Here is a 13700-nt window from a genome sequence, read left to right on the forward strand (position 1 = left end):
GAGTTCAGGGTCTCCAGGTCTACCAGGTCTACCAGCGGGTCAGACGCGCTCGACGATGGTGGCGACGCCCATACCGCCGCCCACGCAGAGGGTGATCAGGCCGTAGCGCAGGTCGCGCCGCTCCAACTCGTCGATCACGGTGCCGAGCAGCATCGCGCCGGTGGCGCCGAGCGGGTGGCCGAGGGCGATCGCACCGCCGTTGACGTTCACCTGGTCGTGCCGGAAGCCCAGTTCGCGGATGAAGCGCAGCGCGACCGCCGCGAAGGCCTCGTTGATCTCGACCAGGTCGATGTCGGCGGCGGTGAGCCCGGCCTTGGCGAGCGCCTTGCGGGTGGCCGGGGCGGGGCCGGTGAGCATGATGGTGGGCTCAGAGCCGGAGACGGCGGCGGAGACGATCCGGGCGCGCGGGCGCAGCCCGTACCGCTCGCCGACCTCGCGGCTGCCGATGGCGACGAGCGCGGCGCCGTCGACGATGCCGGAGGAGTTGCCGGCGTGGTGGACGTGGTCGATGGCCTCCACCCAGTGGTACTTCTGCAGGGCGACGGCGTCGAAGCCGCCGGCCTCGCCGATGCCGGCGAAGGAGGGCTTGAGGCCGGCCAGGGTCTCGACGGTGGTGCCGGGGCGGATGAACTCGTCGCGTTCCAGCACGACCAGGCCGTTGCGGTCGCGGACCGGGACCACCGAGCGGTCGAACAGGCCGTCCGCCTGGGCCTTGGCGGCGCGGGCCTGGGACTCGGCGGCGAAGGCGTCCACGTCGGTGCGGGAGAGGCCCTCGATGGTGGCGATCAGGTCGGCGCCGACGCCCTGCGGGACGAAGTTGGTCTCGTACGAGGTCATCGGGTCCATCGCCCAGGCGCCGCCGTCGGAGCCCATCTTGACGCGGGACATCGACTCCACGCCGCCGGCCAGGACGAGGTCCTCCCAGCCCGAACGGACCTTGGCGGCGGCCAGGTTGACGGCCTCCAGGCCGGAGGCGCAGAAGCGGTTCTCCTGGACGCCGGCCACGGTGTCGGGCAGGCCGGCCGCGATGGCCGCGATCCGGGCGATGTCGGAGCCCTGGTCGCCGATCGGGCTGACCACGCCGAGCACGATGTCGTCGATCGCGGCGGGGTCCAAGTCCGGGAACCGGCGGCGCAGTTCGTGGATCAGACCGACGACGAGATCGATCGGCTTGGTGCCGTGCAAGGAGCCGGTGGCCTTGCCCCGGCCGCGCGGGGTGCGGATCGCGTCGTAGACGTACGCTTCGGTGGTCACGGTGGAAACGCCTTTCGGGGCAGGGGGTTTCGCAGGAGGTCTCAGCCGAGGATGGAGCGGCCGACGATCTCCTTCATGATCTCGGTGGTGCCGCCGTAGATGGTCTGGATGCGGCCGTCGGTGAACGCCCGGGCGACCGGGAACTCGCTCATGTATCCGTACCCGCCGTGCAGTTGGAGGCAGCGGTCGGCGGTGCGCTTCTGCAGCTCGGTGGCCCACCACTTGGCCATCGAGGCGTCCGCCGGGGTGAGCGCGTAGCGGTTGTGCTCGGTGATGCAGCGGTCGACGAAGGCCCGGGTGACGGCGCACTCGGTGGCGAGTTCGGCGATCTCGAAGCGCACGTGCTGGAGCTTGGCCAGCGGGCGGCCGAAGGCCTCGCGCTGCTTGACGTAGGCGGTGGTGATCTCGACCAGGTACTCGGCGCCGGCGATCGCCGCGGCCGCGATGGTCAGCCGCTCCTGGGCGAGGTTCTGCATCAGGTGGACGAAGCCGCCGTGGAGCTCGCCGAGCAGGTTCTCCTTCGGCACCCGGACGTCCTCGAAGAACAACTCGGCCGTGTCCTGGGCCTTCTGGCCGATCTTGTCGAGGTTGCGGCCGCGCTCGAAGCCGGGCATGCCGCGCTCGACCACCAGCAGGCTCAGCCCGTGCGCGCCGCCCTCGGGGGTGGTGCGGGCGACCACGATCACCAGGTCGGCGAGGATGCCGTTGGAGATGAAGGTCTTGGCGCCGTTGAGCAGGTAGTGGTCACCCTGGTCGACCGCCTGGGTACGGATGCCCTGCAGGTCGGATCCGGTGCCGGGCTCGGTCATCGCGATCGCGGTGATCAGCTCGCCACTGCAGAAGCCGGGCAGCCAGCGGCACTTCTGCTCCTCGGTGGCGAGCGCGGTGAGGTAGGGGCCGATGATGTCGTTGTGCAGGCCGATCGCCAGGCCGGCGGCCCCGGCCCGGGCGAACTCCTCGGCCAGCACGGCGGCGTAGCGGAAGTCCGGGGCGCCGCCACCGCCGTGCTCCTCGGGGACGGCCATCCCGAGCAGGCCCTGGCGTCCGGCCGCCAGCCAGGCGGAGCGGTCGACGATGCCGGCCTTCTCCCAGCGGTCGTAGTGCGGCAGCACCTCCTTGGCGAGGAAGGCCCGCACGGTGGCCCGGAAGTCCTCGTGCTGCTCGGTGAAGATCTCGCGCTGCAACGCTACGCTCCTTGTCCTGCTTCGGATTGTCCCGCTTCGGATCGCCCTGCATCGGTCTGTCCTGCATCGAGCCGCCCTGCGTCGGATCGCCCTGCGTCGGTCCGTCCTGCTTGGGGCAGCCCCGCTTCGACGGGCCCCGCATCGGAGCCGAGGGACGGGACGGCCCAGTCGCGGGCCACCTCGGCGGTGTCCGCACCGGGCCGGGCCGGCGGCCGGCGCAGCGTCCCGGGGGTGGCGGAGAAGCGCGGGGCAGGGGCCGGCTGGGTGACACCGTCCGCCTCGACGTAGGTGCCGCGCGCCACCAGGTGTACGTCGGCAGCGGCCTGACGCATCGTCAACACCGGCTCCACGCAGGCGTCCGAGCCCGCGAAGACGGCCTCCCACTCGGCCCTGGTCCGGGTGGCGAAGCGCTCGGCGATCAGGGACCGCAGTTCGGCCCAGCGGGCCAGGTCGTACTGTCCGGGCGCGTCGGGGCCGAGGCCCAGCAGCCGGACGAACTCGGCGTAGAACTGCGGCTCCAGCGTACCGACGGCCAGGTGCCCGCCGTCGGCCGCCCGGTAGATCGCGTAGAACGGCGCGCCGCCGTCCAGCAGGTTGGCACCCCGGCGGTCCTGCCAGTGGCCGGCCGCGAGCAATCCCCACAGCATGCTGGACAGGTGCGCCGCGCCGTCCACGATCGCGGCGTCGACGACCTGGCCGGTGCCGGTGCTCCTGGCGTGGTGCAGCCCGGCGAGCAGGCCGACGACCAGGTAGAGCGAGCCGCCCGCGTAGTCGCCCAGCAGGTTGGCCGGGATGCCGGGCGCCTCCTCGGGCCCGCCGGGGCCGGCGACCATGCCGAGCACCCCCGCCACCGCCGCGTACCCGAGGTCGTGCCCGGCACTGGCGGCGCGCGGCCCCTGCTGGCCCCACCCGGTCATCCGCCCGTAGACCAGCGCCGGGTTGCGGGCCAGGCAGTCCTGCGGCCCGACCCCGAGCCGCTCGGCGACACCGGGCCGGTAGCCCTCGATCAGCAGGTCCGCCCGCTCGACCAGGTCCAGCACCCGGGCGGGCCCCTGCGGGGACTTGAGGTCGATCAGCACCGACCGCTTGTTGCGGTTGGTGACGTCGTACGCCGGGTCGACGCCCAGCGGCGACGGGTCGGGCCGGTCCACCCGCACCACGTCGGCGCCCAGGTCGGCCAGCACCATCGCCGCGAACGGCCCCGGCCCGATCCCCGCGAGTTCGACCACCCGGACCCCCGCCAGCGGCCCGGAGGCGGCGGCCGGCGAACTGCCTTCGTCACGCACTGGCTGCGGAACCCTTCTGGGTTTGACAGTAAAGCTGTAACACTCGCGATGATAGAGAAGCGACCCGCCGGTAACAAGACCCCCGGACCACACCCGCCGGGCGGCCCCGACAACTCCCGGGCAGTTGTCGGAGTAATGGTCTATGGTGCATAGCAGCCATTACGAGAGCACGGGGGAAACCACCCATGACCGTCACCGAGCGCACGGCCCGCACGATCGTCGCGACCACCGAGCGGCTGCTGCTCACCCAGCCCCGACAGGGCGACGCCGAGGCCGTGTTCGCCGTCCACGGGGATCCGGAGACCAACCGCTACAACCCGAACGGGCCGCACCGGGACCTGGCACAGAGCCAGGAGATGCTGGACGGGTTCGTCGCCGACTGGGAGCGGGACGGCGTCGGGTACTGCACCGTCGCGACCCGGGAGGAACCGGACACGGTCATCGGCTTCGCCGGACTCTACCTCCACACGCTCGACGGCGAGCAGGTGTTCAACCTCTACTACCGCTTCCGCCCGTCGGCCTGGGGCCGGGGCTATGCCGCCGAGGCCGCCCGGGGGGCGATGGCCGAGGCGCTCCCCCGCTTCCCCGGCGTCCCGGTCGTCGCGCTGATCCACGCCGACAACCTGCCCTCCCGCCGGCTCGCCGAGCGCCTCGGGCTGGTGGCCGACCCGGACGGCCGGGTCGACCAGGAGGACCGGCTGATCCACCGAGCCGCCTGAGCCCGGCGGCCGGGGCTTGGGCCGAGGCCGGTCAGAACCAGGGAGCGGCGGCCCCGGTCAGGGCCTGGAGGGCCTCGGTCAGGGCCGTAGCGGCTCCCAGGGCGCCCGTGAGCGTGAACACGGCGCGCCTGACCCGGCCGCCGCCCTGGCCGCCCTGGCCGCCCTGGCCACCTTGGCCGTCCCGGCCGTCCTCGCCCGTGTCCGGTCGGCGCTCTTCGGCGGCGGCCTGCGCCACCTCGTCGAGCGCCTGCCCGGCCACCTCCGCGGCGGCGGGCGGCAGTTCACCCGGGGCGAGCACCCGCAACTGCGCGCGCAGCGCGTCCACCGCCGCGAGCAGGGCGCGCAGTTCGGGTGCCTCGCCCGGGGCGGGGGCAGGCTGGTGGTGGGTGTACTCGGCGCGGGCGTGGCTGCCGCTCTGCACGATGCCGGTGACGTTCCCGGTGATGCTGATCCCGTGGCCGCCGTCGTTCGTCATGTCCGTCAACTCCTGTTCCGATCAGTCCTGTCGGGTACTACCGACGCGCGGCGCCGGGCTGGCGAGCGGCCAGTACGACGCGCTGGCCGCGTCTCCGCTCTGCACGACGCCGTGGACGTCGCCCTGCACCTGCACGCCGTGGTTGATCACCACGCTCTGCAGCGTCCTCGCCCCGTCCGTCCGCAGCCCGTGGTCCCGCAGGCAGTCGTGGACGGCGGACACGATCCGGGCCCGGACGCTCTTCAGGAACCGCTGGACGTCCATCTCCTGGAACAGCTGCTGGTACGCGGGTTCCGCACCCAACTCCCGGACGGACAGCGTGGGCCCGTGCTCGACCAGGCGGTTCTCCCGGCACATCCGGGCGTACCGGAGGGCGTTCCGGCCGACCGCCCGTCGGCTGCGCGCGGCGCGGCGCAGCACGCCGACCGAGCCCGCCACCAGGGCGGGCAGCGACGCCAGCGACGCCAGGCAGAGGCCGAGCCAGTCACCCAGGTCGGCGGGCGGGGCGGCGGTGTCGATCGCGTGGTAGGCGCGGGCGATCGGCGGCAGCACGAAGGCCCTGCTCTCCAGGAAGAGCTGCCCGCCCTGGAGTTGGGCGCGCACGAACACGGTGACGACGATCTCCCCCTGCCAGCCCGCCACCCGTACCGCCAGATAGTGCCGGAGCCGTTCCTCGGCGGCGAGGTCGACACTGTCCACCCACCAGCGCGCCGGGTCGTGCACTCCCCCGTTCAGGGCGGCGGCGCAGCGGGCCGCGTACGGGGCGAGGGCGGCGAAGGCGGTGCCCGGGCCGTGGCCGCACCAGTCGGCGGCGGGACCGAGGCGCTTGCCGCTCTTGAACACCAGGTCGTGCACGGCGATCCCGTGCAGACGGTCGCCCGGGTAGGCGGGTGCGCCGACCGCGCCGAGGCGGGCCAGCTCGGTGCGCAGCCGGGCGTGCACGACCGGGACGGTCAACACCTGCTCCTGGGACGCCGGTTGGGCCGACGGGTCGGGCCGCAGGTCGTCGGCGAAGGACCAGTGGTCGACCTCGATCCCGGCGCCGACGAACGGCGCGTAGTCGCTGTAGACGACGTCGGGGTCGGCCTGCTGATGTGCGAGCCGCCGGTACAGCTCCTGATGGTGGTGGTCCTCGGGGACGGCCGCGCGGCCGGTGCCGAGGTCGTACAAGGTCTGTTCGAGCCGTCGACGGCCGGCGAGGGCCACCGCGAACCAGACGGCCGTCAGGGCGGCGACCCACTGCCACCCGAGCGCCGGGATCGCGAGCAGTAGGCAGCCGAGGGCCAGCCAGTTGCCGGTCCGTCGACGCCCGGGCCGGTCGGACCGGATCAGCCAGGCCGCCACGAACACCAGCGGGACGGCCAGTTCCAGCAACCAGACCCGCACCAGCAGGTCGAACGCCTGCGATCCGTCGACGTTCCCTGACATCAGCACGGCGAGGATCACGCAGACCGCGAACGCTGCCGCGGCCAGCAGGACCAGCACCGCCCGCCCCACCGCCTGCCGCCGGGCGGCGTAGCACTCCTTGAGCACCGCCACCAGGTCGACCCCGGGGCTCGGCGGCGGTACCCGGTACGGGTGCTCGGCGAGCTCCTCGATCACCGCGTCCCGGAAGGCCGGGTCGAGGTGCGCCCCCGCCCGCAGGTAGGCGGTGGCGTCGCCGCGCGGCGCCCCGCTCTGGGCCTGGATGAGCTGCTGCAGCGGGTCGGACGCCGGCGGGCCGGCGGGCCTCGGGGGCAAGTGCGGCCGCCGGGGCGGCGGTAGCGGTACGGACGGCTCGGTCATGGCGGTGTCCCCTCCCGTCGAGTGCACGCCTCGTGGGGTGTCCGTCCCGTGCGGGGTGCGCCCCGCCAGGACGGTGTCCCGTGCGGACGGTGTCCCGTGCGGCGTGTCTCCCGTGAGGTGTGTGCCCGAATCAACGAGGCTCCCCGCGCCGGGATGAGGGCCGCGGATCGAGATCCCCCCGGAGGGGGAGGGTGACCGTTCACGGGGTTGACGCGCCGACCCCGGATCCGGGGCGACCGTGGAGGGCATGAGGATCAAGGAAAACGCGGTGCGGGCCACGGCCGCCTGGATCGCCGTGGCGGCGACGGTGCCGTATCTGACGCTCAAGTCACTGTGGTTGACCGGCCACCCGGTGGGGTCCGACGATCCGGGCGCCATGGACGAGCTGTGGCTGGTGAACCTGCTCACCTTCGGGATGGACGCGATCGCCGTGGCCCTCGCGCTGGCCTTCACACGCCCCTGGGGGCGACGGGCGCCGGCCGGGCTGGTGGCGTTCCCGATGTGGGTGGCCACCGGGCTGCTCGGGACGATCCTGGTGGCGCTGCCGCTGTACCTGATCAGCGTGCTGCTGTCCGGGCCGGAGCCGCGAAGCGGCGAGGACGGCCCCGGCGGAACCGGCGCCTGGGTCTTCCCCGTGGTGTACGGCGGGTTCGCCGTCCAGGGCGTCGCGCTGATCACCGCCTTCGCGCTGTACGCCCGGCGGCGCTGGCCCGGCCTGCTGCGGGACCGGATCGGCGACCTGCCCGCCTCCCCCACGCTGACCGTGCAGCGCTGCCTCGCCTGCGTCGCCGCCCTGCTCGGCCTGGGCGTCGCGGCGGCCCGGGCGTACTGGGCGGCGGGCGGCACCGCCGGACTGCCGCCGGCCCTGGTGGCGGACCACAACCCGGGAGTGGCGGTGATGGACGGGGTCTCCGCGGTGATGGCGGTGGCCGCGGCGGCGGCGCTGCTGACGCTGGTGTTCCGGATCCGGCCGCGGCGGCGGCTGCGCACTCCGCTGCTGGTGGCCTGGACGGCGGCCGGTTCGCTGTTCGGCTGGGGCTGCTGGCAGCTGGTGGCCCTCGGCGCGACGACGACCACCGTGACGGACCTGCGGAAGGCGGTGCCCGGGCTGATGCCGCTGGTGCAGACCGCCCAGGTGGTCACCGGGCTGCTGGTCCTGGTCGTCGGCGCGGTGGCGCTGACCGAGCGGGCCGCGGCGGGCCCGGGGGCGCGGCGGGCGGAACCCGGCGAGATCCGCAGGCCCCGCCCCGGCACCGCTGACGTAGAGTCGCACTGATGGACACGGGGGCGGGCGGCCGGACACGGCGTGTGGCGGGGGCGCTGCTGGGCCGGCGGGCCCGGCTGCGCTGGGTGCACCTGGTGCTCGGCGGCGCGCTGCTGATGCCGTACTGGCTCCTCTCGGTGGTGATGCTCGGGGCACTCAACGCCGACCAGGGGCAGCCGCGCCAGCTGCTCCTGCAGTTCGCCGCGCTGTTCACGTCACTGCCGATGGCCGCCGTCACCGCACTGCTGCCGACCGTACGGGCGTTGGAGGGGACGGCGGCGCGGGCGCTCTGCGCGGCGGAGCGGCCCGAGGAACTGGCCGCCGGACCGGCCCGCTCATGGGCGGCGCGCCGGCGCACCGCGCTCTGGTACGTGCTGCACCTCTTCTTCGGCGGCGTGGTGGCCGGGATGACGCTCGGCGGGGTGCCGTTCGCGGTGGTGCTGCTGTTCTCCTTCGGCGCCGCCGATGACCTCACGAAGTACTGGGAGGACCGGTTCCCCGGCTGGATGCTCACCGGCCCCGCCTTGGGCTTCGCCCTCCTGGTGCTGATCGTCGCCACCAGCGCCGGCTTCGGCGCGCTGCTGGCCCGCTGGGCGCCGGCCCTGCTCGGCCCGACCCCGGAGGAGCGGCTGGCCGCCGCCGAACGCCGGGCCGCCGTGCTCGCCCAGCGCAACCGGCTGGCCCGCGAACTGCACGACTCGGTCGGGCACGCGCTCAGCGCGGTCGGCATCCAGGCCACGGCGGCCGCCCGGGTGCTGCGCACCGACCCGGACTTCGCCGCCGAGGCGCTGCAGGCGATCGAGGAGACCGCGCGGGCGGCCGTCGCCGAACTGGACGCCGTGCTCGGGCTGTTGCGCGAGGAGGATGCCCGCGCCACCGGGCCCGCCGGACCCACCCTCAGCGGGCTGGACGACCTGCTGCGCCAACTCGCCCGCACCGGCGTGACGGTGGACGCCGAACTGGCCCCGGGCCTGGCCCGGCTGCCCGCCGAGGTCTCCCGCGAGGCGTACCGGATCGTCCAGGAGGGCCTGACCAACGTGCTGCGGCACGCCGGGCCCGCGCCCGCCCGGCTGCGGGTCGCGCTGGCCGGGGGCCGGCTGGAGATCGAACTGACCAACCCGCTGGGCCCCGCCCGGCCGAGCCGCCCCGGCGGCGGGCGCGGGCTGCGCGGGATCGGGGAACGCGCGACGGCCCTGCTCGGCGGGAGCACGGCGGGGCCGAGCGAGGACGGAACGACGTGGCGGCTGGCCGTCTGGCTGCCGGCGGGAGGGACACGATGAACGAGCACAACGGTGCCGAGCACGACGGCGACCACGGCGACCACGGCGAGCGCAAGAACGACGAGAGCATCCGCGTGGTGATCGCGGACGACGAGCGGCTGGTCCGGACGGGCCTGCGGGTGGTGATCGACGCCGAGCCCGACCTCACGGTGGTCGGCGAGGCCTCGGACGGCGCCGAGGTCGTCCCGCTGGTGCGCCAACTGCGCCCGGACGTGGTGCTGATGGACGTCCGGATGCCCGGCATCGACGGGATCCGGGCCACCGAGCAGCTGGTCGGCGGGATGGCCGAGCCGCCGCGGATCCTGGTGGTCACCACCTTCGAGCACGACGACCACGTGTACGACGCACTGCGCGCGGGCGCGGCCGGGTTCCTGCTGAAGCGGGCGCGGGCGGAGGAGATGGTCCAGGCGGTGCGGCTGGTCGCGCGCGGGGACTCGCTGCTCTTCCCGGCGGCCGTCCGCGAACTCGCCCTGCGGCACGGCGCGGACCCCCGCAGGGCCGCCGCCCCGGACCGGCGGCCGATCGGGCGGCTGACCGAGCGGGAGGGGCAGGTGCTGCGGCTGATGGCCACCGGGCTCAACAACGGCGAGATCGCCCGGGAGCTGGTGGTCAGCCAGGAGACGGTGAAGACGCACGTCGGCAGCGTGCTCGCCAAGTTGGGCGCCCGCGACCGCACCCAGGCGGTGATCGCGGCCTACGAGTCGGGCTTCGTCCTGCCGGGCTGAGGGCCTGCCGGGGCCCGTGCGTCGGACCGTTCCTTTCGTCCGCCCGCTCCCTGCGAGTAGAGTGCGACGTTCCCCCTCAACCCGTCCGATACCTCCCGTATCGCCTGAACCGAACTGGTGGCCGCATGACCGTCCGGACCCGCCCAGCGCTGTGGTGGCGCATAGGCATCGTGCTCTCGGCGGGCCTCGGCCTGACCCTCGGGACCGCGCCGCTGGTGTACTTCACCGTACAGAGCAACGTCATCGTGCTCGGCTACTTCATCGGCGCGGTGTACTGGATGACCAAGCGCGGCACCGTGGACGCGCCCGCGCCCCGCCTGCGCGGCGCCGCCACCCTGTACATACTGATCACCGGGCTGGTCTCGCACATCCTGCTCCAGCACGGCGCCAACCCGCTGCCCGGGCTGGTCAGCGGGCCGGACCAGCTCGCGCACTGGTCGTCGTTCTTCCTGCACTACGTGACGCCGGTGATGGTGATCGCCGACTGGCTGGTGCTGAAGCCGCGCAACGCGGCGGTCTGGAAGGACGTCCCGCTCTGGCTGGGCTTCCCGCTCGGCTACGCGGCGATCGTGCTCGCCCGGAACGCGCTGTTCAGCGACTACCCGATGCCCTACCCGTACTTCTTCTTCGACCCCACCACCAAGGGCTACGGCTACGTCTGGGGCCAGATCGCCCTGTTGACCGTCGAGTTCGTCGTGCTCGCCGCCGTCGTGGTCGGGCTGGACCGGCTGGGAACGCTGGCCGCGAACAGGCTGAAGCCCGCCAAGTCCTGAACGCCCGGCCGCTCGAACGCCTCAACGCCTGGACGCCTCAACGCTTGGACACCTGACCGTCGGCCGGCCTCAGATCCGCCAGGAGCGGATCCGGTCGGCCGCCGCGAACACGTCCGCCCGGCCCTCGGCGATGTCCCGGGCCAGCTCGACCAACGCCCCGTACGGCGGGTCGACGCCCTCCTCGGCCGCGTGCATGTACGCGGCCGTCGTCATGCAGGCGTACAGGTTGTTGCGCACCGGCAGCGGGCGCAGCAACACGATCGTGTGCATCAGGGTGGCCGCGCACCAGGCGGCGTCGGCGTCGTGGCCGAGTTGCGCGGTGTTCACCCGGTGCCGGGCGACGGCGGCCTGCAGCGCGGAGTAGTCCCGCACGCTGAGGTCCTCCGGCGAGGCCAGCTCCTGCACGTCGAGCAGCCAGCGCAGGTCGACGTGGAGCAGCATCACCTCCGCACCCCCACCCCGCCGGTCACGCCGCCGGTGCGTCCTCCGGGAACGCGGCGTCGAACTCCGCCCGGTGCGACCTCCAGAACGCCACCGCGTGATCCACGAACACCCGCCGCTGCTGCTCCCGCACGCTCAGGTCGTGGATGTACGCCTTGATGCTCTTCCCGTCCGCGGCCGCGGCCTCGCGGATCGCGGCGAGCTCGTGCTCCGTGTACTCGATGTTGAGCGCAGGCATGGCGCCGATGCTACTGGAGCACACCGGAGTTGGGACCACCACCGGCGGATTTTCACCCGCCGTCAAAAGGGTTTGCTGTCGATACCCCCTCGGAGCGGTTTCGGCGAGGCCGCGGGTAACCCCGAAGTCGGGCGGGGGTTGAGCGCGCGGGATGACGTCGGGGCGGTGGGGGCGACCGTAGCGTCGGAGCCAGGGCGACGGAATCAAGCCCCTCTCGCCGGACCTCCTGGTGGTGCTGCCGAACGAGAAGTACCTCACCCCCGACGGCAGCACCTTCGACGGCCCCGGCATCCCGCCGGACATCCGCACGCCGGTGTTCACCGACGAGGAGTTGGCCGCGCTCAGGGACTCGGCCCTGAGCACGGCCCGGCGCGTCCTCACCGAGGACCGGTGACCGGCAACCAGCGACCAGCGACCAGCGACCAGCGACCAGCGACCAGCGACCAGCGACCAGCGACCAGCGAAGCGTGGCCGGTGACCGACGGGCTGCGGTGACGGAGCCCGCTACATCGGATCCACCGCCCGCAGTTCGCCGTCCAGCTCCAGCCACCGGGTGAGGCCCAGGCCGCGCAGGAACGGCAGGTCGTGGCTGGCCACGATCAGCGCGCCCTGGTAGGCGGCGAGCGCCTGGGTGAGCTGGCGGACGCTGGCGAGGTCCAGGTTGTTGGTCGGCTCGTCGAGCAGCAGCAGCTGCGGCGGCGGGTCGGCCAGCAGCAGGGCCGCCAGGGTGGCCCGGAACCGCTCGCCGCCGGAGAGGGTGGCGGAGAGCTGATCGGCCCGGCCGCCGCGGAACAGGAAGCGGGCCAGCCGGGCGCGGATCGCGTTGTCCCCGGCGGCGGGGGCGAACAGCTTGACGTTCTCCGCGACGGTCAGCTCGTCGGCCAGCAGGTCGAGCCGCTGCGGCAGGTGGCGCAGCGGCACCGGTGTGGTGATCTCGCCCTCCAGCGGCGGGAGTTCGCCCGCGATGGTACGCAGCAGGGTGGTCTTGCCGGAGCCGTTGCGGCCGACCAGGGCGATCCGCTCGGGGCCGCGCAGGTCGAGGTCGGCGGTGCTGCCGTAGGGCAGCCGGACCTTCTGCAGGGTGAGCACGGTGCGCCCGACCGGGACGGCCGTGCGCGGCAGGTCGATCCGGATCTCGGCGTCGTCGCGGACCGCCTCCTCGGCCGCGGTGAGCCGCTGCCTGGCCTCCTCCAGCCGCTCGGTGTGCATGCCCTGGAGCCGCCCGGCCGTCTCCTGGCCCTGGCGTTTGAGCTTGCCCGCGAAGATGTGCGGGTCGTTGCGGGTGACCGAGCGCTTCTTGCCGTAACTCGCGCTGCGCTCCAGCCGGGTGCGGGCCTCGGTCAAGTCCCGCTTCTGGCGCTGGACGTCGGCCTCGGCGTTGCGCAGCAGCCGCTCGGCGGTCTCCTGCTGGGCGGCGAGGGTGCGCTCGTACTCGGCGAAGTTGCCGCCGTACCAGGTGACCGCGCCGTCCCGCAGGTCGGCGATCTGGTCGACGTGCTGGAGCAGTTCGCGGTCGTGGCTGACGACCAGCAGGACGCCGTGCCAGCCGGCCACCGTCTCGTAGAGCCGCTCGCGGGCGGCCCGGTCGAGGTTGTTGGTGGGCTCGTCGAGCAGCAGGACGTCGGGGCGGCGCAGCAGCAGGGCGGCGAGGCGCAGCAGCACGGCCTCGCCCCCGGAGAGCTCACCGGTGGTGCGGTCGAGGCCGAGGCGGCGCAGGCCGAGCCGGTCGAGGGTGGCGCGGGCGCGCTCCTCGACGTCCCAGTCGTCGCCGACGGCGTCGAAGTGGCGCTGGTCGGTGTCGCCGGACTCGATGGCGTGCAGGGCCTCGCGGGTGGCGCGGATGCCCAGCGCCTCGTCCACCCGCAGAGCGGTGTCCAGTGTCAACCCCTGTGGCAGGTAGCCGAGTTCGCCGTCGACCCGGACGGTGCCGCCGGTGGGTGTCAGCTCGCCGGCGATCAGCCGCAGCAGGGTGGACTTGCCGGCTCCGTTGAGCCCGATCAGGCCGGTGCGGCCGGGGCCGACGGCGAGGTGGAAGCCGTCCAGGACGGGCTTGCCGTCGGGCCACTCGAAGGACAGGTCGGTGCAGAGGACGGCGGTGGTGGTGGGTTGTGCCATGGAGGGCCTCCCGGGTGGTTGCCGAAGGGAAGGAGGAGCAACACGGGGAGACACCGCGGGTGCGGGCCGGCACGGCCGAAGGGGGGTGGCGCGGATCCGGGCCAGACGGATCGGACTCGCCAGGGGGCCGTGGCTGAGGTCGCACACTCGCACACCGCGCG

General features: G+C 73.7%; 14 protein-coding genes. 6 read left to right on the forward strand and 8 right to left on the reverse strand.

What is annotated here, in order from left to right; translation table 11 throughout:
• Window positions 1-39 precede the first annotated feature (39 nt).
• From ACIOJE_RS19670 to ACIOJE_RS19680, 3 genes are read right to left on the reverse strand one after another with little or no spacing between them, the layout of a single operon-like run.
• Window positions 40-1254: an acetyl-CoA C-acetyltransferase gene (locus tag ACIOJE_RS19670; RefSeq protein ID WP_280674186.1), complete on the reverse strand. Its 1215-nt coding sequence runs from the start codon at window positions 1252-1254 to the stop codon at window positions 40-42.
• 41 nt (window positions 1255-1295) lie between these two features.
• The gene (locus tag ACIOJE_RS19675) at window positions 1296-2438 is read right to left on the reverse strand and encodes an acyl-CoA dehydrogenase family protein (RefSeq protein ID WP_400777545.1); all 1143 of its coding nucleotides are present in this window, start codon (window positions 2436-2438) and stop codon (window positions 1296-1298) included.
• Window positions 2439-2440: 2 nt separating this feature from the next.
• The gene (locus ACIOJE_RS19680; protein ID WP_400777547.1) at window positions 2441-3724 is read right to left on the reverse strand and encodes a CaiB/BaiF CoA transferase family protein; all 1284 of its coding nucleotides are present in this window, start codon (window positions 3722-3724) and stop codon (window positions 2441-2443) included.
• Window positions 3725-3909: 185 nt separating this feature from the next.
• Here ACIOJE_RS19680 and ACIOJE_RS19685 point away from each other — a divergent pair, with 185 nt between their 5' ends.
• A complete protein-coding gene (locus ACIOJE_RS19685; protein ID WP_280674189.1) occupies window positions 3910-4443 on the forward strand; it encodes a GNAT family N-acetyltransferase in 534 nt (177 codons plus the stop codon).
• 31 nt (window positions 4444-4474) lie between these two features.
• Here ACIOJE_RS19685 and ACIOJE_RS19690 read toward each other — a convergent pair whose 3' ends face one another.
• Entirely contained in the window at window positions 4475-4918 is a 444-nt protein-coding gene (locus ACIOJE_RS19690) for a hypothetical protein (protein ID WP_400777549.1), read from the reverse strand.
• A 21-nt stretch (window positions 4919-4939) separates the two neighbouring features.
• On the reverse strand, window positions 4940-6703 hold the full coding sequence (locus ACIOJE_RS19695; RefSeq protein ID WP_400777551.1) for a hypothetical protein: 1764 nt from the start codon (window positions 6701-6703) through the stop codon (window positions 4940-4942).
• A 247-nt stretch (window positions 6704-6950) separates the two neighbouring features.
• Between ACIOJE_RS19695 and ACIOJE_RS19700 the strand changes: the two genes are divergently transcribed.
• The 4 genes from ACIOJE_RS19700 to ACIOJE_RS19715 all read left to right on the forward strand — a co-directional run bounded on the left by ACIOJE_RS19700 (window position 6951) and on the right by ACIOJE_RS19715 (window position 10745).
• On the forward strand, window positions 6951-7979 hold the full coding sequence (locus ACIOJE_RS19700; RefSeq protein ID WP_400777552.1) for a hypothetical protein: 1029 nt from the start codon (window positions 6951-6953) through the stop codon (window positions 7977-7979).
• On the forward strand, window positions 7979-9247 hold the full coding sequence (locus tag ACIOJE_RS19705) for a sensor histidine kinase (RefSeq protein ID WP_280674193.1): 1269 nt from the start codon (window positions 7979-7981) through the stop codon (window positions 9245-9247). The genes ACIOJE_RS19700 and ACIOJE_RS19705 overlap by 1 nt, the downstream gene beginning before the upstream one ends.
• Window positions 9244-9972, forward strand: coding sequence for a response regulator (locus ACIOJE_RS19710; protein ID WP_400777554.1), 729 nt, complete (start codon window positions 9244-9246; stop codon window positions 9970-9972). The genes ACIOJE_RS19705 and ACIOJE_RS19710 overlap by 4 nt, the downstream gene beginning before the upstream one ends.
• A gap of 125 nt (window positions 9973-10097) precedes the next feature.
• Complete coding sequence (locus tag ACIOJE_RS19715) at window positions 10098-10745, forward strand: Pr6Pr family membrane protein (RefSeq protein ID WP_400777556.1); 648 nt, start codon at window positions 10098-10100, stop codon at window positions 10743-10745.
• Window positions 10746-10814: 69 nt separating this feature from the next.
• Here the strand turns inward: ACIOJE_RS19715 and ACIOJE_RS19720 are convergent, their stop codons facing one another.
• Together ACIOJE_RS19720 and ACIOJE_RS19725 are read right to left on the reverse strand one after the other, a co-directional pair.
• Complete coding sequence (locus tag ACIOJE_RS19720; protein WP_280674196.1) at window positions 10815-11186, reverse strand: toxin Doc; 372 nt, start codon at window positions 11184-11186, stop codon at window positions 10815-10817.
• A gap of 25 nt (window positions 11187-11211) precedes the next feature.
• Complete coding sequence (locus ACIOJE_RS19725; protein WP_280674197.1) at window positions 11212-11424, reverse strand: hypothetical protein; 213 nt, start codon at window positions 11422-11424, stop codon at window positions 11212-11214.
• A 229-nt stretch (window positions 11425-11653) separates the two neighbouring features.
• Here ACIOJE_RS19725 and ACIOJE_RS19730 point away from each other — a divergent pair, with 229 nt between their 5' ends.
• Window positions 11654-11818: a hypothetical protein gene (locus ACIOJE_RS19730; RefSeq protein WP_400777558.1), complete on the forward strand. Its 165-nt coding sequence runs from the start codon at window positions 11654-11656 to the stop codon at window positions 11816-11818.
• 110 nt (window positions 11819-11928) lie between these two features.
• Here the strand turns inward: ACIOJE_RS19730 and ACIOJE_RS19735 are convergent, their stop codons facing one another.
• On the reverse strand, window positions 11929-13539 hold the full coding sequence (locus ACIOJE_RS19735) for an ABC-F family ATP-binding cassette domain-containing protein (protein WP_280674198.1): 1611 nt from the start codon (window positions 13537-13539) through the stop codon (window positions 11929-11931).
• Between the last annotated feature and the right edge of the window lie 161 nt (window positions 13540-13700).

Origin of the sequence: Kitasatospora sp. NPDC087861 (genome assembly GCF_044742585.1) — a bacterium.
GTDB lineage: Bacteria > Actinomycetota > Actinomycetes > Streptomycetales > Streptomycetaceae > Kitasatospora.

What these genes read in the sequence shown, in the direction of transcription:
- ACIOJE_RS19685 (WP_280674189.1), top strand. Translation starts at nt 3,910, where the DNA reads ATGACCGTCACCGAGCGCACGGCCCGCACGATCGTCGCGACCACCGAG.
- ACIOJE_RS19690 (WP_400777549.1), bottom strand. Translation starts at nt 4,918, where the DNA reads ATGACGAACGACGGCGGCCACGGGATCAGCATCACCGGGAACGTCACC.
- ACIOJE_RS19695 (WP_400777551.1), bottom strand. Translation starts at nt 6,703, where the DNA reads ATGACCGAGCCGTCCGTACCGCTACCGCCGCCCCGGCGGCCGCACTTG.
- ACIOJE_RS19700 (WP_400777552.1), top strand. Translation starts at nt 6,951, where the DNA reads ATGAGGATCAAGGAAAACGCGGTGCGGGCCACGGCCGCCTGGATCGCC.
- ACIOJE_RS19705 (WP_280674193.1), top strand. Translation starts at nt 7,979, where the DNA reads ATGGACACGGGGGCGGGCGGCCGGACACGGCGTGTGGCGGGGGCGCTG.
- ACIOJE_RS19710 (WP_400777554.1), top strand. Translation starts at nt 9,244, where the DNA reads ATGAACGAGCACAACGGTGCCGAGCACGACGGCGACCACGGCGACCAC.
- ACIOJE_RS19715 (WP_400777556.1), top strand. Translation starts at nt 10,098, where the DNA reads ATGACCGTCCGGACCCGCCCAGCGCTGTGGTGGCGCATAGGCATCGTG.
- ACIOJE_RS19720 (WP_280674196.1), bottom strand. Translation starts at nt 11,186, where the DNA reads ATGCTGCTCCACGTCGACCTGCGCTGGCTGCTCGACGTGCAGGAGCTG.
- ACIOJE_RS19725 (WP_280674197.1), bottom strand. Translation starts at nt 11,424, where the DNA reads ATGCCTGCGCTCAACATCGAGTACACGGAGCACGAGCTCGCCGCGATC.
- ACIOJE_RS19735 (WP_280674198.1), bottom strand. Translation starts at nt 13,539, where the DNA reads ATGGCACAACCCACCACCACCGCCGTCCTCTGCACCGACCTGTCCTTC.